The following is a 20,188-nucleotide window of genomic DNA, read 5'->3' on the forward strand; positions in this document are numbered from 1 at the left end:
CGAGCCACAGCGAATTCAGTGTGGATACAGCGAATTCGCTGTGACCCCGAACAGCGACACATGCCCGGCCGGCCTGCCGCCGCCCGGACGCCCGGCCGGCGGCAGGCCGGTCAGCGACTCCTTGATCGGCGCCCCGGTCCCGGCCGTGGGTCCCGGCCCTGGAGCCGGCCCTGGGCGCCGGCGGCAGGTCCCGATCCCCGGTCCGGCCACCGGCCGCCCGTCGCCACGACAACCGGCGGGTCGACCGGACGGCGGGTCGACCGGACCGTGGGTTACCCGGACCGCGGGTCGACCGGACCGTGGGTCGACCGGACGCCGGGTTGACCGGGCGGCGCCGGTGGGCGGGGTCAGTTCGGCGCGGTGCCGGCGGCCGGGGTGCGGTCGCGGAGGGCGGAGCGGCGCCAGCGCCACACGATGACGGCGGTGGCGATCAGGCCCAGGCCGGCCGGGGCGACCGACAGCGGGTTGAAGGTGTCCGGCTCGGCCACCGCGGCGCCGACCGCCGCGTAGCCGAACGCCGACGGTACGGAGGCCAGCAGGCTGCCGACCAGGAACGGCAGCAGCCGCGCGCCGGTGGTGCCGTAGCCGTAGCTGACCAGGCCGAAGCCGCCGATCGGCAGCAGCCGTACGGTGATCACACCGAAGACGCTCTGCCGGGCGAACCAGCCGTCGAGTCTGGCCAGCCGGCCCCGGATCCGCTCGGCGACGAATTCGCGGCCGAGCAGCCGGCCGACGGCGAACCCGAGCGCGGCGGCGAGCAGCGCCGCGCCCAGGGTGTAGCCGGCGCCGCCGAGCGGGCCGAACAGGGCTCCCCAGGCGACGGTGAGAAAGGTGCGCGGTACGAGCGCCACGAGCAGCAGCGCACCGACCACGACCGCGGCGACCGGCGCGAACGGGCCCAGGTCGTCGACCATCTCCGGGGCGGCGGCCAGGTCGGGCTGCGGCACCAGGAGCATGACGATCCCGAGGACCCCGAGCATGCCGAGGAGGAGGACGAACCGCCGGAACGGCCGCTCGCGCAGCCGTTCCCGCAGCGGTCGGCCGTGGCCGTGCGGCGGGAGCCGTACGGCCCGGACCAGTTCGTCGGCCCGGGTCCGCAGCCAGCGGCCGGGGCCGCTCATACCCGTACGGCGGCCGCGCGCTCGGCCCGCAGCCGGTCCGACCAGGTGTCGTCGAGCGGGGCGAGGTTGTTGGTGCCGGTGGCCCAGCGCAGCAGCAGGTCGGCCAGGGCCGGGTTGCGCGACAGGGCCGGGCCGTGCGAGTACGTCCCGAGTACGTGGCCGCGCCAGGCACCCTCGGTGCTGCCGTCGTTGCCGATCCCGGTGGTGACCCGGGCCAGCGGTGACACGCCGGGGCCGAGGTGGGTGCGGCCGCCGTGGTTCTCGAAGCCGGACAGTGGCGGCAGCCCGAGCCGCGGGTCGATGTCGCCGGCCAGCTCGCCGACCGCCCGGGTCGGCCCCCGGTCGGAGTAGAGGTCGAGCAGGTTGAGGCCCGCGCACTTGGCGCCCTTGGCGAAGAAGGAGCCGCCGAGGAGCTGGTAGCCGGCACACACGGCGAACACGACCGCGCCCTGGTTGACGGCGCGGTGCAGGTTGCCGTCGGAGATCAGCCGCTGGGCGGCCAGCGCCTGCGGGCCGTCCTCGCCACCGCCGAGGAGGTAGATGTCGGCGGCGGTGGGCAGCGCCTGGTCGGACCGTACCTCGATGGTCTGGACCGGGATGCCGCGGCGCTGCGCCCGGCGGGCGAGGATCAGCAGGTTGCCGCGGTCGCCGTAGGTCGACAGCAGGTCGGGGTAGACCCAGACCAGGCGAAGGTAGCTGTCCGCGCCCGGCGGCGGGGGGGCCGGGTAGCCGGCATCAGTTGACACGGTCCAACTCCGCTCGGATGTCCTGGAACGCCGTGTAGTTGGCGATCACCTCCAGCCGGCCGGGCGGTACCGCCGCGATCGCCTGGGAGAAGGTGCGTACGTGCTGGAAGGGCACGTCGTTGATGTCGAGCCGGACGGCCAGGTCGTAGGCCCGGTCGCCGGTGATGAGGACCTGCCGGCCGCGCAGCGGCGCGAAGTCGACGTCGAAGAGCCAGGAGGTGTCCAGGCCGTCGGGGTCGCGCGCGTTGATGGAGAGCAGTGTCGGCGCGTGGTCGGCCATGTCGAACGCCTCCAGCCAGCTCGCCGGGTTCTTGGCGAGCAGCAGCCGGATGCCGCGGCCGTCGCGGACGACCTGGGCGTAGCGGCCGGCGATCGAGGCGACCCCGCCCAGCCGCGACACCGCGTCGGTGGGGCGTACGCCGAACTGCGCCGCGACGGCGAGCGCGGTGGCCGCGTTGCCGATGTTGACCCGGCCGGGAAGCTGAAGGACGATCTTGTGCCAGGCGCCGGTGGGGTCGACGACGCCGTCGTCCTCGACCACCCAGTGGGGTTGCGGGCGGCGCAGGGTGCAGCCGGTGCACCACCACTGGTCCTCGGCGCGCTCGATCGGGGAACCACATTCGGGGCATACCCACGAATCGTCGTGCCACCGCTGGCCGGCGCTGAACCACGTGGTGTGCGCCGAACCGATCGCGGCCCAGACCACCATCGGGTCGTCGGCGTTGGCGACGACGTGCACGTCGGGGTGCTTGGCCAGGGTGGTCTGCCAGCCCTGGGCCATCATCGCCACCTCCTTCGCCCGGTCGAGCTGGTCGCGGGAGAGGTTGAGCAGGGCGACGACCCGGGGTTCGGTCGCGTCGAGGACCTGGGCGAGGTAGTGCTCGTCGACCTCCAGCACCGCGTACGGGGTGTGGCCGGCCTTGGCCAGCGCGGAGGTGTGCCCGGTGGGCATGTTGGCGCCGAAGGAGTTGGTCGCCACCGGTCCGAGGACGCCGACGGCGGCGGCGGCCAGCCGGGTCGTGGTGGTCTTGCCGTTGGTGCCGGACACCAGGGCGATCGTCCGGCCGGCGGCGAGGTGGGCGAGCAATTCCGGGTCGATCTTCAGCCCGAGCCAGCCACCGATCACCGAGCCGTCACCGCGGCCGGCGGCCCGCGACAGCGCCGCGGCGGTCCGCGACACCGAGCTGGCCACCTTTGCGCGCAGGGGCATTTTCGCGTCCGTCACGCGAGCGAGGTTACCGGAACTGACGCGGGCTCCCGATCGCCGTGGAGGACAGCGGGCCTTCCGGCGGGGGCGACCGGTCCGTTCGCCCTGGACAACGCCCGACCGGTGACCCTCCACTTTCCTCCCCGGGCTTGACAGAACGGGGCTGCGCGGCAGGCCAACGGCTCGATACCGGTCGAAACCGTGGTGATCGCCACAGAGTTGATCAATGTCGGGTAGGTGACGGGACGCCCCGCCGCTCGCCGCCCTCCACTCCGCTCCACCCGCTCTGACGTGCGGTTTTGCAAATGAGACAGGGCTTGCCAAACCCGCGATTCTGGTTGCAGGTGGAGGGAAGTGGAGTAGAGTGGGGCCCGATGGCGGGTCCGGAAGGGTCCGCCGGCCCAGGGGGATCTGCGGTGCCGCGAACACCGCCGATGGGCGAGGGGGTTTGGGTCGGTGTTTCTTGGCACCCATACACCGCGCCTGGACGAGAAGGGCCGGCTGATCCTCCCGGCGAAGTTCCGGGACGAGCTGGCGGGAGGTGTCGTGATCACCAAAGGGCAGGAGCGCTGTCTCTACGTATTCCCGACGCCCGAGTTCCAGCGGATCGCCGACCAGTTGCGCCAGCAACCGATGACGCACAAGGCCGCGCGGGCCTACAGCCGGGTCTTCTTCGCCAGCGCGCACGACGAGGTCCCGGATCGGCAGGGGCGCGTGACCATACCCGGTCACCTGCGCGACTACGCCGGTCTGGGCCGCGACCTCGTGGTGATCGGGGCGAGCAGCCGGGTGGAGATCTGGGACCGACAGGCCTGGGACACCTACCTCGCCGAGAGCGAAGACGAATTCGCCGACATCGAGGAGGGGGTGCTGCCCGGCGGACTGTAGGAGGGCGCACGACGGCAGCCGGTCCCCGCGAAGGACCGGTCCGGCGCCGGTCGCCCGACGTACTGCGAGATCTCCAGCCGCTCCTATGCCCCTGGCGCCTCTTCCCCGGCGCCAGGCGTAACGAGCGGATGGGGATCTGGCGGTACGGCGAGCGGCACAGCTTTCCACCGGGCACATTCACACCAGACGGCGGTCCACCGGGGGGTCGACATGGGGGAGCTTCGCGGCACACACGTGCCGGTGCTGCTCGAGCGGTGTCTCGAGCTGCTGGCCCCCGCGCTGGACCGGGGCGACCGGCAGACGGTGCACGTCGACGCCACGCTCGGCCTCGCCGGGCACGCCGAGGCGGTGCTCGCGGCGTTTCCCCGGACGGTCCTCGTCGGGCTCGACCGCGACACCGAGGCGCTGGCGCACGCCCGTGACCGGCTGCGGCCGTACGCCGACCGGATCCACCTGGTGCACGCGGTCTACGACGAACTGCCCGGCGTCCTCGACGAACTCGGCCTGCCACTGGTCGACGGGGTGCTCTTCGACCTCGGTGTGTCGTCGTTGCAACTCGACGCACCCGACCGCGGGTTCGCCTACGCGCAGGACGCCCCGCTGGACATGCGGATGGACCAGACCCGGGGAACGACGGCCGAAGAGGTGGTCAACACCTATCCGGTCGACGAGCTGGCCCGGGTGCTGCGGGTGTACGGCGAGGAGAAGTTCGCCCGGCGGATCGCGGGGGCAATCGTACGGGAGCGGGGCCGGGCCCGGATCACCTCGTCGGCCCGGCTCGCCGAACTGGTCAGGGAGTCCATTCCGGCACCAGCGCGACGAACGGGTGGACACCCGGCAAAAAGAACGTTTCAGGCGTTGCGTATCGAGGTAAACCAGGAGCTGGCGGTGCTGGAGACAGCACTGCCAGCCGCGCTGGACGCGCTCGCGCCCGGCGGCCGGATGGTGGTGCTGTCCTACCACTCGCTGGAGGACCGCCTCACCAAACAGGCCATCGGCGCGCGGGCCCGCAGTACCGGGCCGGTCGACCTGCCGGTCGAACTGCCCGGTACCGGTCCGACGCTGCGGTTGCTCAGCCGCGGCGCCGAACTGCCGGGCGAGGCGGAGGTCGCGGCGAACCCGCGCGCCGCCTCGGTACGGCTGCGGGCGGCGGAACGGATCGACCCGGACGCACGACCGGCAGGGGAAGCCGGTGTCCGGGCGGGCCGCACCGCCGGCACGGCAAGAGGTCGCGACACCGGCACCGGCGGGGAAGGCCGGAGCGGTGGCGGCCCGGCGGGTACGGGACGGGGCAGGGGCGCCGACCCGCGACCGGCCGGGAACGGCAAGACGGCACGGGCCGCCCGCGAACGGCCCCGCCGTCAGGTGAAGGCGTTGCACCAGCCGAGCGCCCGGCGGCGCTCCGCGACGTCCGCACCGCAGGGGCAGGACGGGCGGCGACGTCCGGGGGAGACGGACGAAAAGGGGGAGGGATCATGAGCGAGCGAATCAGCGGCGGGAACGGTGTCGAGCGCGACACCATGCGGCGCGCACCGCGGTCGGGGGGCCGGACCACGGATGCGACCACGAGCCGGAACACGACGCGGGCGCGCGGTGGCCGGGGGGCGGCCACGGGTGCCCGGGACATCGCCTCGGCGCGCGGCACGTCCGCGGGGCGGGCCGGCGGCACGTCCGTCGCCGGTCGGGAGAACCGCGACGGCGCGGTCCGCGAGTTCCCGACCCAGGGCAGCGCGGCGCTGGCGCCCCGCGAGCAGGAATGGCGCGCCACGGCCGAGCCGGCCGGCGCCGAGGTCGACGCGCAGCCGGCGCCCCGGCTCCGGGTCGCCCCACCGCGCCCGGTCGCGGTGCCGCGGGCGCCGTTCGTGGCCGCGGTCCTGGTGCTCGTGGTCGGCGGGGTGCTCGGCATCCTCGTGATCAACACGAAGATCAACGAGAACGCGTTCCGGCTCGACAGCCTGCAGACCGAGCAGGCCGCGCTCGACGTGCGGGAGCAGAAGCTCAAGCGCGAGATCGCGCAGCACGAGGCGCCGGGCAACCTCACCGCCCGGGCCCGTCAGCTCGGACTCGTGGAGTCCAAGCAGCCGGCGTTCATCCGGCTGCCGGACGGCCAGGTCATCGGCATCCCACAGCCGGCCGGCGGGCAGCCGGCGATCACCAGCCAGCAGGGAGCGGGTCAATAGCCCATGGCACCAAGGTCGAACGAGCCGCGCCGGGACACGGAAGTGCCCCGGCGCGGCTCGTCCCGGTCGGCGGCCGGCCGGGACAGCCAGGGCCGGGGCGGCGCCGCTGACGGAGACACCCCCGAGCGGCGGCTCGGCGGCATCTCGGACGCGCGGTCGTACACCCCCCGGGGCCGTACCGTGCGCGACGCCGGCCGCCCGGACCGCAGCGGGGACCCGTTCCGGCCGGCGTTGCAGGTGCTCGACGGCGGACGCAAGGGACCGGTTCGGCGTACCCCGGCCCAGCCGGCACGGGGTTCGGACCGTGCCGGCGGCCGCGGTGAGCCGGACCGCGCCGACCGGGGCGCCCGGGTCCGGGGCACCGGCCGCGCCGGAACGGACCGTACGGGCACCGGCCGGGCCGCCACCGAACGTGGCCGGGGCACCGGGAGCCGGGCCGTCCGTGGCCCCGGCGCCGCACCGGCACCGCGCCGCGGGTCCGGCACCGCCGGCCGGGGACAGCCGGTACGGCCGTACCGCAAGCCACGGCCACCGCAACTGGCCAACCCGAACCGGCGGCTGCGGCTGGGCAGCTTCCTCGCCCTGACGCTCTTCGCCGTCATCGGCATCCGGCTGGTCGTCATCCAGGTGGTCGACACGCCGGCGTACGCCGACGGCGGCCTCGCCGGCCGGCTCAGCAACCCGGTCGTCATCCCGGCGCCCCGGGGCACCATCTACGACCGGGACGGCGCGGTCCTCGCGCACAGCGTCGAGGCCCGGTACGTCTACGCCGACCCGACCAAGGTCACCGACCCGGCCGCGGCCGCCACCGCGCTGTCGCCGCTGCTCGGCATCCCGAAGTCGCAACTGCTGCCGCGCCTGCTGCCGCAGAAGCGCCCGGACGGGAACGAGTCGCAGTTCGAATACCTGGCCCGGGGCGTCGACATCGAGACCGCCGAGCAGATCCTCGAACTCGACATCGACGGCGTCCGGACCCACCGCGACGAGCGGCGCGAGGTGCCGGGCGGCGACCTCGGCGCCAACCTGATCGGGTTCACCGGCGACGACATGTCCGGCCTGGAGGGCATCGAGGCCCGGTACGACGACGTACTGCGCGGCGTCAACGGCGAGCGGATCTTCGAGATCGGGGGCGGCGACCTCAACAAGGCGATCCCGGACGGCTACCTCAAGGAGCGGGCGGCGCAGCCGGGCAGTTCCCTGGTCCTCACCATCGACCGCGACCTGCAGTTCGAGGTCCAGCGCATCCTGAGCGAGGCCATGGCCCGGGTCAGGGCGACCACCGGCACCGTCGTGGTGATGGACATCCGGACCGGCGAGGTGCTCGCCCAGGCCAGCCATCCGACGTACGACGCGGCGAACTGGAAGGGCAGCAAGCCGACCGACCGGGAGGACGCCGCGACGAGCTTCGTCGTCGACCCGGGCTCGGTGCACAAGCCGATCGTGTTCGGCGCCGCGCTGGAGGAGGGCGTGATCGCGGCGGACGGCACGCTGCCGGTGCCGGCGACCATCAACAAGGGCGGCACCACCTACCGCGACAGCCGCAACGCGCAGGGCGCCCAGATGAGCCTGCCCGGCATGATGGCGTTCTCGTCCAACGTCGGCACGATCATGCTCGCCGACCAGCTCGGGGCGCAGCGGCTCTACGACTACCAGCTGAAGTTCGGGCTCGGTAAGGCGACCGGCGAGGGCATGCCGGGAGAGGCGGCCGGCCGGGTGCTCGAACCGAAGGACTGGAACGGCTCGTCGCCGGGCTCGATCCCGATCGGGCACAGCGTCGACGTCACCCCGCTGCAGATGACCGCCGTCTACGCGGCGATCGCCAACGGCGGCACCTGGGTGCAGCCCCGGCTGATCCGCGAGACGGTCGACCCGGACGGCACGCGTACGGCGGCTCCGGCGCCGGAGACCCGCCGGGTGATCAGCCCGGAGAACGCGGCCGCGCTGCGTACGGTCATGGAGGCGGTGACCACCGTGCCGGGGGCGACCGGTCTGAAGGCGGCCATCCCGGGCTACCGGGTGGCCGGCAAGACCGGCACCGGTTCGCGGGTGGTCGACGGTCGTTACGCCCCGGGCGAGGTCGCGTCGTTCATCGGAATGGCGCCGGCCGACAACCCCAGGTACGTGGTGTCGGTGTTCGCCCACACCCCCGGCGGCGGGGGCGGCGACATCGCGGCACCGACGTTCAAGGACATCATGGCGTTCACCCTCCTGCACTACCGGGTGCCGCCGACCGGCACCGAGCCGCCGAAGTTCGTCGTCTTCCCGGGGTAGCCGGCGCGCGGTGCACCGGCTCCACCGGGCCGGCGGACCACGCCGGGATCAGTGGCCGGTGCCCGTACCGACTTGCGTCTGATCGGTGTTTTGCCGGGCGTGTGGTGGTGATACTGCCTCGTCCGATACGCGTACCGGGGCGTCGGCCCGCCGGAGGCGGCGCTCCCACGCGCCCCGCAGCGCCGAAGGAGGGCCCGGGTGACTCCACGAACCACCGGGCCGGCTGTGCCGCCCCGTCAACCGGACGGGGTAGGGTCTACCGCCGTGCCCGGCAATCCGCGTCCTCACACCGTCGCTCCCCACCGGCTGGCCGGCCTCGCCGCGCTGCTCGGCGTCACACCCCCGGACGGCGCCGTGGCGCTGACCGTCACCGGGGTGACGCACGCCAGCGGCGACGTGCTGCCCGGCGACCTCTACGCCGCACTGCCGGGCGCCCGCCGGCACGGCGCCGAGTTCGTGCCCGCCGCGGCGGCGGCCGGCGCGGTCGCCGTACTCACCGATCCGGCCGGCGCCCCGGCCGCCGCGGCCGCCGGCCTGCCGGCGCTGGTCGTCGACGACCCGCGGGCGGTGCTCGGCACGGTCGCCTCGGCCGTGTACGGCGATCCCACCGGCGACCTGCTCGTCATCGGCGTCACCGGCACCGCCGGCAAGACCTCGACCGCCTACCTGGTCGAGTCGGGGCTGCGGGCCGCCGGGCACGTCACCGGCCTGATCGGCACCGTCGAGACCCGGCTCGGCGAGCTGACCGTGGACAGCGTCCGCACCACGCCGGAGGCCACCGACCTGCACGCGATGCTCGCCGCCGCCCGCGAGCGCGGCGTGACCGCCCTGGTCATGGAGGTGTCCAGCCACGCGCTGGCGATGGGCCGGGTCGGCGGGGTCCGGTTCGACGTCGGCGGCTACACCAACTTCGGGCAGGACCACCTGGACTTCCACGCCGACTCCGCCGACTACTTCGCGGCCAAGGCGCAGCTCTTCGACGGCCGGTGCGGGGTCGAGGTGCTCAACCTCGACGACCCGGCACTGCTACCGCTGCACAAGCCGGACACGGTGACGTACTCCGCCGCCGGTGACCCGGCCGCGACCTGGCGGGCGACCGACATCGGGGGCAGCGGCTACGAGCAGCGGTTCGTCGCCCACGGCCCCGGCGGGGTCGCCGTCGAGGCCGGCGTGGCGCTGCCCGGCCGGCACAACGTCGCCAACGCGCTGCTCGCCATCGCGGCCCTGGTCGCCGTCGGCGTCGACCCGGTGACGGCCGCCGCCGGGGTGGCCGCCTGCCGTGGGGTGCCGGGCCGGCTGGAACTGGTCGACGCGCCGGGTCCGGTGCGTGGCGTGGTCGACTACGCACACAAGCCGGACGCGATCGTGGCCGTCCTGGCCGCGCTGCGCGACCTGGTCGGCGCCGGGCAGGGCCGGCTGATCTGCCTGATCGGTGCCGGCGGCGACCGGGACCGGGCCAAACGCCCGGTGATGGGGGCGGCCGCGGCGCGCGGCGCCGACCTGGTCCTGGTCACCGACGACAACCCGCGCTCGGAGGACCCGGCCGCGATCCGCGCCGAGGTGTTGCGCGGCGCCGCCGACGCCGGCTCCACCGCCCGGATCGTGGAGGTGGCCGGCCGCCGGGCCGCGATCGACGAGGCCGTCCGGCTGGCCGGGCCGGGCGACGTGGTCGCGCTGCTCGGCAAGGGCCACGAGCGCGGCCAGGAAATCGCCGGGGTCACCCACCCCTTCGACGACCGGGTCGAGTTGGGCGCCGCGCTCGCCGCGCGCTTCGGGCACCTGGTGGGGCAGCGATGATCCCGCTGACGCTCGCCGAGGTGGCCGGGGCCGTCGACGGCCGGCTGGCCGGCACCGACGGAACCGCGACGGTCACCGGCACCGTCGAATACGACTCCCGCAAGATCGGGCCGGGCGGCCTGTTCGTCGCGTTCGTCGGGGAGAAGGTCGACGGCCACGACTACGCGGCGCGGGCGGTCGAGGCCGGCGCGGCCGGCGTGCTCGGCAGCCGCGAGGTGCCGGGCGTACCGATGGTCGTGGTGGCCGATCCGCTGGCGGCGATCGCCGCGCTGGCCCGGGTCTCGGTACGCCGGCTGCCGGACCTGACCGTGGTCGGGGTGACCGGTTCCTCCGGCAAGACCTCGACCAAGGACCTGATCGGCCAGCTGCTGGCCCGGGTCGGTCCCACCGTCGCGCCGCCCGGTTCCCTCAACAACGAGCTGGGGCACCCGCACACCGTGCTGCGCGCCGGGCCGCAGACCCGGTTCCTGGTGCTGGAGAAGGGCGCCCGCGGCCCCGGACACATCGGCTACCTGTGCCGGATCGCCCCGCCGACGATCGGCGTCGTGGTCAACGTCGGGGTGGCGCACATCGGCGAGTTCGGCTCGGTCGAGGGCATCGCGACCGCGAAGGGCGAACTCGTCGAGGCGCTGCCCGCCGACGGGGTGGCCGTGCTCAACGCCGACGACCCGCTGGTCAGCGCCATGGCCACCCGTACGGCGGCCCGGGTGGTGCTCGTCGGCGAAGCGGCCGACGCCGACGTGCGCGCCGAGAACGTGCAGCTGGACGAGCGGGGCCGGGCGTCGTACACGCTGGTGACCCCGGACGGACGGCACCCGGTCCGGCTCGGGCTCAGCGGCCGGCACCAGGTCGGCAACTCCCTGGCCGCCGCGGCGGTCGCCCGCGAGGCCGGGCTGCCCGACGCCGAACTCGCGGCGGCACTGGGCGAGCTGCGGCTGGTCTCCACCCGCCGGATGGACGTGTTCGACCGGCCCGACGGCGTCACCGTCGTCGACGACTCGTACAACGCCAACCCGGCTTCGACGGCGGCCGCGCTGCGCGCGCTGGCCGCGATGGGCAAGGACCGGCGCACCGTCGCCGTGCTCGGCTACATGGCCGAGCTGGGCGAACAGGAGCGTTCCGGGCACGAACAGGTCGGCCGGCTGGTGGCCGAGCTGGAGGTGGACCGCCTCTACGTGGTCGGCGCGGCTGCCGCCCCGATCCACGAGGCGGCAACGGCTGATCCGAGATGGGGAGGAGAGTCGGTGCTGGTGGCCGATCAGGAAACGGCGGTCGGGCGGTTGCGTGACGAGTTGCGCGCCGGTGACGTCGTCCTGGTGAAGGGTTCGCGTTACCAGACCTGGGACGTGGTCGACGCGCTGCGTGCGAACGGGGGAGCCGCGGCGTGAGGGCGGTCATCGTCGCGATCGGCGTGGCGTTCCTGGTCTCGCTGTTCATCACCCCCGTCGCGATCAAGGTGTTCACCCGGTTGAAGGCCGGGCAGCCGATCCGCTCCGACGGCCCGCAGATGCACCTGGGCAAGAAGGGCACGCCGACGATGGGCGGCGTGGCCTTCATCGTGGCCACCGTCATCGCGTACGTGGCCGGGCACCTCGCCCTGACCACCCTGCCGGACCAGCAGATCTTCCAGGTCGGCCCGACCATCACCGCGCTGGTGCTGCTCGGCCTGTTGGTCTTCTCCGGCGCGGTCGGGTTCCTCGACGACTTCCTCAAGGTCCGCAAGCGCAACAGCCTGGGCCTCAACAAGCGCGGCAAGCTGATCGGGCAGATGCTGGTCGGCGCCGTCTTCGGCGTCATCGCCCTCTACTTCCCCAGCACGAACGGGGAGACCGTCGGCAGCACGACGCTGTCGTTCGTCCGCGACATCGACTTCCTCGACGTCGGCAAGGTCGCCTCGGTCATCATCTTCATCTTCGTGGTGATGGCGGCGACCAACGGCGTGAACCTGACCGATGGCCTCGACGGTCTGGCCACCGGCGCGTCGGTGATGGTGCTCGGGGCGTACGCGTTCATCGCGTTCTGGCAGTACCGGCACTGGTGCGCCGACCCCAACTACGTGACCCGCGAGGACATCTACTGCTACGCCGTACGCGACCCGCTGGAGATCGCGCTGATCGCCGGCGCGGCCGCCGGGGCGTGTGTGGGCTTCCTGTGGTGGAACACCTCGCCGGCGCGGATCTTCATGGGCGACACCGGCGCCCTGGGCCTCGGCGGGCTCATCGCCGGGATGGCGATGTCCACCCGTACCGTGCTGCTGCTGCCGATCATCGGCGGGCTCTTCGTGATCATCACGATGTCGGTCGTCATCCAGATCATCTCGTTCCGCACCACCGGCAAGCGGGTCTTCCGGATGTCGCCGCTGCAGCACCACTTCGAGCTGGCCGGCTGGAGCGAGGTCAACATCGTGGTCCGGTTCTGGATCATCGCCGGGATCGGGGTCGCGATCGCGCTCGGCCTGTTCTACAGCGATTTCCTGACCGCCATGGGCTGACCGGTCACGATGGGCGATTCGCCCCGACACGCCCGGCCGGCGGCAACGCCGCCGGGCGTCGGACGAACGCCCATGATGAGGCGATGTGGCAGGACGGGAGGGCCGGGCGATGACGGGAGAGCAGCCGCCGGACGACGAGGGGGCGGTACCGGCCACCGACCGGCCCGGGCCGCCACGGGCCGAGGCGGCCGCCGGGTCGCCACGGGCCAAACAGCCGGCCGGGCCGGAGCGCACCGGCCAGCAGGTCGGTGGGCCGCGACGGGCCGGAGCGCCCGCCGGGGCACCGGGGCGCGGCGTCGACCTGTCCGGCGGGCTCGCCGCCCTGCGCGGCCTGCTCGCCCGGCCGCTCGCCTCCTACTACCTGCTGCTGTCCAGCGCCGGCCTGCTGCTGGTCATCGGCCTGACCATGGTCTACTCGGTGACCAGCGTCAGGTCGTTCGCCGACGTGGGCAGCGCCACCGCCACGTTCGCCAACCAGGCAGCCTTCGCGCTGATCGGCCTGGTCGCCTTCTGGGTGTGCCAGCGGCTGCCGGCGCGTACGTTCCAGGCCCTGGCGATCCCGGTGCTCGGTGTGGCGCTGACCCTGCTGGTCATCCTCGACGCGCTGCTGGCCCTCGCCGCGCTGGGGCTGCTCAAAGAGTCCGTCCTGGGGCCGCTGGAGGCCGACCGGCTCTGGCTCTTCATCGGGCCGGTCGGGCTGCAGCCCTCCGAGGTGGCGAAGTTCGGCATGGTGCTGTGGGGCTCCGACGTGATCGCCCGCAAGGGGGCGGCCCTGGGCTGGTGGCGGGAACTGGCCATGCCGCTCTTCCCGGTGGTCGGCCTGCTGTTCGTGCTGGTCGGCTACAACGACCTCGGCACCATGCTGTGCCTGCTCGCCGTGGTCGTCGGCCTGCTGTGGGCGGCCGGCGTACGGCTGCGGATCTTCGCCACGCTGTCGGTGCTCGGCCTGGCCGGCGTGGGCCTGCTGATCGCGGCGGCGTCGCAGGGCGGCGAAGGCGGCAACTACCGGCTCGACCGGCTCACGCTGTTCTTCAACCCGCCAGACGACTGCAAGCTCGACCTGTGCTACCAGATGATCCAGTCCCGCAACGCGCTGGACACCGGCGGCTGGTTCGGGGTCGGCCTGGGCAAGGGCAGCCTGAAGTGGGACTGGTTGCCGGCCGCCGACAACGACTTCATCTTCGCCATTCTCGCCAACGAGCTGGGCGTGGTCGGCTGCTTCGTCGTGCTCGCCCTGTTCGGCGTGCTCGCGTACAGCGGGATGCGGATCGCCCGCCGGGTCGAGGGGGACTTCCGGCGGCTGGCGGCGGCGTCGGCGACCACCTGGCTGATCAGCCAGGCGCTGATCAACATCGGTGGCGTGGTCGGCCTCATCCCGCTCACCGGCGTGCCACTGCCGTTCATCTCCCGCGGCGGCAGCGCCCTGCTGGTGACCCTGGCCGCGGTCGGCATGCTGGCGTCGTTCGCCCGCGCCGAACCGGACGCCGCCCGAGCTCTGCATGCCCGACCGCCGGCCCGATGGGTACGACTACTCTGGGCCCCGTTGCCGCCGCTTCCCGCCGGGCGCCGCGCGGACCGATCGTCCGCGCCCACCGCCCGGAGCACCGGTTCCGGTGCCAGGCGGGGCGCCGATCCGGGCGCCACGAAGCGGCGCGACGGCGACGCCCGGCCTAAGCAGGGCGGCACGGCGCGGCCGCGCGCCGGTTCGGGCAGCGAGAGGAGACGTTGATGGGTCAGCTTCGGTCGGTCGTGCTCGCCGGAGGTGGCACCGGGGGACACATCTACCCGCTGCTGGCCTTCGCCGACTGCCTGCGCCGACACGACCCCAACGTCCGGATCACCTGCGTCGGCACACCCAAGGGCCTGGAGAACGAGCTGATCCCGCCGGCCGGCTACGACCTGCGGCAGATCCCGGCCTACCAGCTGCCCCGGTCGATCAACGTGAACCTGATGCGGACCCCGGACCGGATGTACAAGGCGGCCCGCGCGGCGGGCAAGGTGATCGAGGAGGTCCGGGCCGACGTGGTCGTCGGCTTCGGCGGGTACGTCTCGGTCCCGGCCTACCTGGCCGCCTGGCGGCGCGAGCTGCCGATCGTCATCCACGAGGTCAACGTGCCGCCGGGGGTCGCCAACCGGCTCGGCATGAAGTTCACCAAGCACATCGCGGTCGGCTTCCCGCACCAGCCGGCGCAGGCCGAGTCGCTGCGCAACGCCCGCGTCGTCGGGGTGCCGCTGCGGCGCGGCATCACCGGCCTGGACCGGTGGTCCCAGCAGGCCGCCGCCCGGGCGCACTTCGGGCTGCGGCCCGACCTGCCCGTCGTCTTCGTGTCCGGTGGTTCGCAGGGCGCCCGCTCGATCAACCTGGCCGTCGCCGGGGCGGCGAAGGAACTGGCCCGGCACGGGGTGCAGGTGCTGCACGTGATCGGCGCCCGTAACGAGCCGGTGTCGGTGCCGACCGATCTGCCGGTGCCGTACGTGACGCTGCCGTACCTTTCGCAGATGGAGCTGGGCTACGCCGCCGCCGACCTGATGCTGTGCCGCGGCGGGGCGATGACCTGCGCCGAGGTGGCCGCGATCGGGCTGCCCGCGGTCTACGTGCCCTACCCGCACAGCAACCAGGAGCAGAAGCGCAACGCGCTGCCGGTCGTCGAGGCGGGCGGCGGTCTCATCGTCGACGACGCCGAGCTGAGCCCGGGCTGGATCGAGAGCAACCTGCTGCCGCTGCTGCGCGACCCGCGCCGGCTCGCCGCGATGGGTACGGCGGCGGCGGCGTACGGGCGCCGCGACGGTGACGAGGCACTGCTCGACTTCGTTTACGAGGCAGTGGCCCGATGAGGCTCGCGACACAAGGCGGTGGCCCGACGGACGGGGCGCCGCGACACGGGAGGGTTCGGCTGTGAACATCGCACAGGCCGGTGCGACCGGCACGTTGGCCGCCGAGGATCTGGGCGCCATCCACCTGATCGGGGTCGGCGGCGTCGGCATGAGCGGGCTGGCCCGCCTGCTGCTCACCCGTGGCATGGTGGTGTCCGGCAGCGAGTTGCGCGAGTGGCCGGCGCTGGCCGGGCTGCGGGCCCTGGGCGGCACGATCCACATGAACCACGTCGAGTCCAACCTCGACGGTGTCGACACGGTCGTCTACTCGACGGCGATCCCGCAGGACCACCTCGAACTGGTCGAGGCCCGCCGGCGCGGCCTGCGGGTGCTGCACCGCTCGGAGGCGCTGGCGGCGACGATGACCGGCCGGCGCACGGTCGCGGTCGCCGGCACGCACGGCAAGACCACGACCACGTCGATGATGACGCTGATCCTGCAGCACGCCGGCGAGGATCCGTCGTTCGTGATCGGCGGGGAGATCTCCGAGGTGGGATCGAACGCCCACCACGGCACCGGCCGGTACTTCGTCGCCGAGGCCGACGAGAGCGACCGCTCGTTCCTGCGCTACCGGCCGTACGTCTCGATCATCACGAACGTCGACGCCGACCATCTCAACACGTACGGCGACCTCGCCGGGCTGGAGGCGGCGTTCGTCGAGTACGCCGAGCTGACCGACCCGGACGGGTTCGTGGTGACCTGCGCCGACGACCCGGGGGCGCAGCGATTGATCGCGACGCTGCGGGCGCGCGGCCGGCGGGTGTTCACGTACGGCACCGCCGCCGACGCCGACCTGCGGCTGACCGAGGTCGTCTCGTCGGTGCAGGGGGTGCGCTACTTCGCCCATCTCGACGGCGTGTCGCTGGGCGAGATCCGGCTGCCGGTGCCCGGCCACCACATGGGCCTCAACAGCGCCGCCGCCCTGCTCACCGCCCGCAAGCTGGGTGTGCCGCTGAACGCGGCCGTCGAGGCGCTCGCGACCTTCCCCGGGGTACGCCGGCGGTTCGAGCGCAAGGGGGTGGCCGGCGGCGTCCAGGTCTACGACGAGTACGCGTACCACCCGATCTCGATGACCGCGGCGCTGCGCACCCTGCGCGAGGTCGCCGCCGGCGGCCGGCTGCTCGTGGTGTTCCAGCCCTACCGGGTCTACCGCACCCGTGACCTGCAGGCCGAGCTGGCCGCCGCGCTGTCGCTCGCCGACGAGGTGATCGTCCTGGAGGTGTTCGGTCCGGGCGAGGTCCGCGGGCCGGGGGAGGGTGGCGTGGCGCTGACCGCCGCGGTCGACCTGCCCGACGCGCGGAAGGTGTTCGTGCCGTCCTGGGAGGAGGTGCCGGCCGAGGTGACCCGCCGGGCCCGCGCCGGTGACCTGGTGGTCACCATGGGCGCCCCGCCGATCTCCCTGATGGGCGACGAACTGCTCGACGCGCTGGCCCGGCCCGCCCCGGACGCCCCGACCCCCGGCGCGGGATGACCGCCGGGGCCGGCCGCGGGCGGCCCGGCGGCCCGGCAGCCGGCGGGCGGGACCGCCAGGGTGAGCCCACCCGGCGGTGGCGGCTGGTGCGTGCCGGCAGCGACGCCGTGCCGCCGTCGGTACGGCGGTTCATGCGCCGGGCCCGCCAGCGCCGGCTGCGGGCGGCGCTGCCGTGGGCGGTCGCCGGTGCGCTGCTGGCCCTGGTCGGCCTGGCGGCCTGGGTGGTCTACGGCACCGCCGTGTTCGGCGTACGCGACGTGCGCGTCAACGGGACGGATCTGCTGACCCCCGACCAGGTACGCGCCGCGGCGGCGGTCCGGTCCGGCGCGCCGCTGGCCGGCCTGGACACCGGTGCGGTGGAGCGTCGGGTCGGTGGGCTGGCGCAGGTGGAGCGGGTCGCGGTGTCGCGGGAGTTTCCGAACACGGTGGTGGTCGACGTGGTGGAACGTACGCCGGTCGCGGTGGTGCCGCGCGGCGAGGCGTTCGTGGTGGTGGACGCGTCCGGTGTGGTCTTCCGTGAGCTGCCGCAGCGGCCGGACGGGCTGCCGCTGGTGCGGGTGGCCGAGCCGGGACCCGACGACCTGGGCACCCGGGGGGCGCTGACGGTGCTGACCGCACTGACCGACGACCTGCGGCGGGAGCTGGTCGAGGTGGTGGTGGACAGTCCGGCGCGGATCCGGTTGCTGCTGGCGGACGAGCGTGAGGTGGTGTGGGGCGACGCCACGGACAGCGCGACGAAGGCCGAGGTGGCGACCGCACTGCTCGCCCGCGAGGGTGACATGATCGATGTCAGCGCGCCCGACGTGGTCACGATCCGCTGAGCCACTGGTCCGATATCCGACTCACACCTCGGCGACACGCCGCGCAGGTCCTTGGTTGCGGCCGCGCGTCCGCCTACCTTGCCGGTGAGGATCAGTAGTTGACATAACTGTAAGCCTCTAGTAGAGGGTTAGGGTTCACCCCCTGACCCTTGTCGTACCGAGTGGATGTTGATCGCGGTCTGGCCGGGCCGCACACGGTCGGCAGCCGCCCACCTCGAAGGGAAAGGTCGCCCGATGACTCCTCCGCACAACTACCTGGCGGTCATCAAGGTCGTCGGCATCGGTGGCGGCGGTGTGAACGCCGTCAACCGGATGATCGAGGTCGGCCTCAAGGGCGTCGAGTTCATCGCCATCAACACAGACGCCCAGGCGCTGCTGATGAGCGACGCCGACGTCAAGCTCGACGTGGGCCGGGAGCTGACCCGCGGGCTCGGTGCGGGCGCCAACCCCGACGTCGGCAAGAACGCCGCCGAGGACCACCGCGACGAGATCGAAGAGGTGCTCAAGGGCGCCGACATGGTCTTCGTGACGTGCGGCGAGGGCGGCGGCACCGGCACCGGCGGGGCGCCGGTGGTCGCCAACATCGCCCGCAAGCTCGGCGCGCTGACCATCGGTGTCGTCACCCGGCCGTTCTCGTTCGAGGGCAAGCGCCGCCAGGTGCAGGCCGAGGCCGGGATCGACGAGCTGCGCAACCAGTGCGACACGCTCATCGTGATCCCCAACGACCGGCTGCTCGCCCTGGGCGACCGGGGGATCAGCATGATGGACGCCTTCCGGCAGGCCGACCAGGTGCTGCTCTCCGGTGTCCAGGGCATCACCGACCTGATCACCACCCCGGGCCTGATCAACCTCGACTTCGCCGACGTCAAGAGCGTCATGAGCGGCGCCGGCAGCGCGCTGATGGGCATCGGCAGCGCGCGCGGCGACAACCGCGCGGTGGAGGCGGCCGAGGCGGCGATCTCCAGCCCGCTGCTGGAGCAGAGCATGGACGGTGCCCGGGGCGTGCTGCTGTCCATCGCCGGCGGCTCCGACCTGGGCCTGTTCGAGATCAACGACGCGGCCCAGCTGGTGACCGACGCGGCCCACCCGGACGCCAACATCATCTTCGGGGCGGTCATCGACGACGCGCTCGGCGACGAGGTGCGGGTGACCGTGATCGCGGCCGGCTTCGACGGCGGCACCCCGGCGTACAAGCCGGCCACCTCGGCGGGCAAGCCTCCACCGCCGGCGCAGCCGGTCTCCGGCGGTGGCGCCGTCAACCCGCCGCCGGTCACCCCGCCGCCGGCCCAGCCGCCGCGCCGGGTGCTCTTCGACGACGTCGATGTGCCGGACTTCCTCAAGAACGGGTCCTGAGCCCGTCCGATGACCGAGTCGACCCAGGGGCGCGAGGAGCGCCGCGCCGAACTGGCGGCGGGCCTCGCCCGGACCCGCGCGCGGATCGCCGACGCCTGCGCGGCGGCCGGCCGCGACCGGGGCGAGGTGACCCTGATCGCGGTCACCAAGACCTACCCGGCCTCCGATGTCGAACTGCTCGGCGGCCTCGGCGTGACCGAGGTGGGGGAGAACCGCGACCAGGAGGCGGCACCCAAGGCCCGGGCGGTCGCCGCCGCCGGCACGCGGGTCACCTGGCACTTCGTCGGCCAGCTCCAGCGCAACAAGTGCCGGTCGGTGGTCGGATACGCCGACGTGGTGCACTCCGTCGACAGTGTCCGGCTGGCCCGGGCGCTGGCCGACGCCGCGCGGCGGCACCGGGACCGCCCGCTGGACGTACTGGTGCAGGTCAGCGTCGACGGCGATCCGGCCCGGGGCGGCGCGCTGGCGCCGGCCTGGGGGGCCGATGCGGTCGAGGCGGACCGGCGGCTGGACGAGGTGGCGGCCGTGGTGGCCGGCGACGGTCCGCTGCGCCTGGCCGGGCTGATGGCGGTGGCGCCACTGGGCTGGCAGCCGACGGCGGCGTTCGAGCGGCTGGCCGCGATCGCGGCCCGGTTCCGTGTCGATCATCCGACAGCGACCGCGCTCTCGGCGGGCATGAGTGCCGACCTGGAAGAGGCGATCAGGTACGGCGCGACACACGTGCGCGTCGGCAGCGCGTTGCTCGGAATGCGTCCCACGCTGCGGTAGCCTGACGGCGGACACCAAACTACATCAGTGTTGTTTGGGGACGGGCCTTCCCGATCGGGGGACACGGCCGGTGCTCCACGGTGATCCGGTCGTGACCGGCCGGTGAGCCGTCGACAACCGGTGGTGACGGTTCCGTGCCCGGCGGGGGACACCGCCGCGGCCGCGGACCACGGGGGAGCCGGTCCGGTCACCGAAGTGGA

At 73.6% G+C, this 20,188-nt stretch carries 15 protein-coding genes and 1 pseudogene; 13 read left to right on the forward strand and 3 right to left on the reverse strand.

Annotation, left to right across the window (positions count from 1 at the left end; genetic code table 11):
- Positions 1–347: 347 nt before the first annotated feature.
- The 3 genes from AB0M79_RS32730 to AB0M79_RS32740 are packed head-to-tail and all read right to left on the reverse strand — an operon-like array spanning position 348 to position 3,077.
- Complete coding sequence (locus AB0M79_RS32730) at positions 348–1,121, reverse strand: VTT domain-containing protein (RefSeq protein ID WP_364221446.1); 774 nt, start codon at positions 1,119–1,121, stop codon at positions 348–350.
- Positions 1,118–1,867 (reverse strand): glutamine amidotransferase, encoded by a 750-nt coding sequence (locus AB0M79_RS32735; protein ID WP_364221449.1) that lies wholly within the window; start codon positions 1,865–1,867, stop codon positions 1,118–1,120. The genes AB0M79_RS32730 and AB0M79_RS32735 overlap by 4 nt, the downstream gene beginning before the upstream one ends.
- On the reverse strand, positions 1,857–3,077 hold the full coding sequence (locus AB0M79_RS32740; protein ID WP_357537816.1) for a MurT ligase domain-containing protein: 1,221 nt from the start codon (positions 3,075–3,077) through the stop codon (positions 1,857–1,859). Before AB0M79_RS32740 ends, AB0M79_RS32735 begins: the two co-directional genes overlap by 11 nt.
- Before the next feature lie 453 nt (positions 3,078–3,530).
- On the opposite strand from AB0M79_RS32740, the gene mraZ reads away from it, so the two are divergent.
- From mraZ to AB0M79_RS32805, 13 genes and pseudogenes are all read left to right on the forward strand, one after another.
- Positions 3,531–3,962: a division/cell wall cluster transcriptional repressor MraZ gene (gene mraZ / locus AB0M79_RS32745; protein ID WP_364221452.1), complete on the forward strand. Its 432-nt coding sequence runs from the start codon at positions 3,531–3,533 to the stop codon at positions 3,960–3,962.
- 210 nt (positions 3,963–4,172) lie between these two features.
- Positions 4,173–5,129, forward strand: a pseudogene (gene rsmH / locus AB0M79_RS32750) (16S rRNA (cytosine(1402)-N(4))-methyltransferase RsmH); the annotation flags it as partial.
- Between the two features lie 308 nt (positions 5,130–5,437).
- Positions 5,438–6,142, forward strand: a complete 705-nt coding sequence (locus tag AB0M79_RS32755) for a hypothetical protein (protein WP_364221455.1) — start codon at positions 5,438–5,440, stop codon at positions 6,140–6,142.
- A 3-nt stretch (positions 6,143–6,145) separates the two neighbouring features.
- The gene (locus AB0M79_RS32760; protein WP_364221458.1) at positions 6,146–8,413 is read left to right on the forward strand and encodes a penicillin-binding transpeptidase domain-containing protein; all 2,268 of its coding nucleotides are present in this window, start codon (positions 6,146–6,148) and stop codon (positions 8,411–8,413) included.
- Positions 8,414–8,677: 264 nt separating this feature from the next.
- On the forward strand, positions 8,678–10,210 hold the full coding sequence (locus AB0M79_RS32765; RefSeq protein ID WP_364221461.1) for a UDP-N-acetylmuramoyl-L-alanyl-D-glutamate--2,6-diaminopimelate ligase: 1,533 nt from the start codon (positions 8,678–8,680) through the stop codon (positions 10,208–10,210).
- The gene (murF, locus tag AB0M79_RS32770; RefSeq protein WP_364221464.1) at positions 10,207–11,598 is read left to right on the forward strand and encodes a UDP-N-acetylmuramoyl-tripeptide--D-alanyl-D-alanine ligase; all 1,392 of its coding nucleotides are present in this window, start codon (positions 10,207–10,209) and stop codon (positions 11,596–11,598) included. Before AB0M79_RS32765 ends, murF begins: the two co-directional genes overlap by 4 nt.
- Positions 11,595–12,701: a phospho-N-acetylmuramoyl-pentapeptide-transferase gene (mraY, locus tag AB0M79_RS32775; RefSeq protein WP_212820989.1), complete on the forward strand. Its 1,107-nt coding sequence runs from the start codon at positions 11,595–11,597 to the stop codon at positions 12,699–12,701. Before murF ends, mraY begins: the two co-directional genes overlap by 4 nt.
- A 109-nt stretch (positions 12,702–12,810) precedes the next feature.
- Positions 12,811–14,430, forward strand: coding sequence for a putative peptidoglycan glycosyltransferase FtsW (locus AB0M79_RS32780; protein WP_364221467.1), 1,620 nt, complete (start codon positions 12,811–12,813; stop codon positions 14,428–14,430).
- Positions 14,430–15,536 (forward strand): undecaprenyldiphospho-muramoylpentapeptide beta-N-acetylglucosaminyltransferase, encoded by a 1,107-nt coding sequence (gene murG / locus AB0M79_RS32785; protein WP_357537529.1) that lies wholly within the window; start codon positions 14,430–14,432, stop codon positions 15,534–15,536. The genes AB0M79_RS32780 and murG overlap by 1 nt, the downstream gene beginning before the upstream one ends.
- A gap of 61 nt (positions 15,537–15,597) precedes the next feature.
- Positions 15,598–17,046 carry a UDP-N-acetylmuramate--L-alanine ligase gene (gene murC, locus AB0M79_RS32790; protein WP_364221470.1) on the forward strand — a complete coding sequence of 483 codons (1,449 nt, stop codon included), beginning with the start codon at positions 15,598–15,600 and terminating at the stop codon, positions 17,044–17,046.
- Positions 17,043–17,867, forward strand: coding sequence for an FtsQ-type POTRA domain-containing protein (locus tag AB0M79_RS32795; RefSeq protein ID WP_364221473.1), 825 nt, complete (start codon positions 17,043–17,045; stop codon positions 17,865–17,867). The genes murC and AB0M79_RS32795 overlap by 4 nt, the downstream gene beginning before the upstream one ends.
- A 234-nt stretch (positions 17,868–18,101) precedes the next feature.
- Positions 18,102–19,220, forward strand: coding sequence for a cell division protein FtsZ (gene ftsZ, locus AB0M79_RS32800; protein WP_364221476.1), 1,119 nt, complete (start codon positions 18,102–18,104; stop codon positions 19,218–19,220).
- A gap of 9 nt (positions 19,221–19,229) precedes the next feature.
- On the forward strand, positions 19,230–19,988 hold the full coding sequence (locus AB0M79_RS32805) for a YggS family pyridoxal phosphate-dependent enzyme (protein WP_364221479.1): 759 nt from the start codon (positions 19,230–19,232) through the stop codon (positions 19,986–19,988).
- Positions 19,989–20,188 lie beyond the last annotated feature (200 nt).

The organism is Polymorphospora sp. NPDC051019 (assembly GCF_040683055.1).
Taxonomy (GTDB): domain Bacteria; phylum Actinomycetota; class Actinomycetes; order Mycobacteriales; family Micromonosporaceae; genus Polymorphospora; species Polymorphospora lycopeni.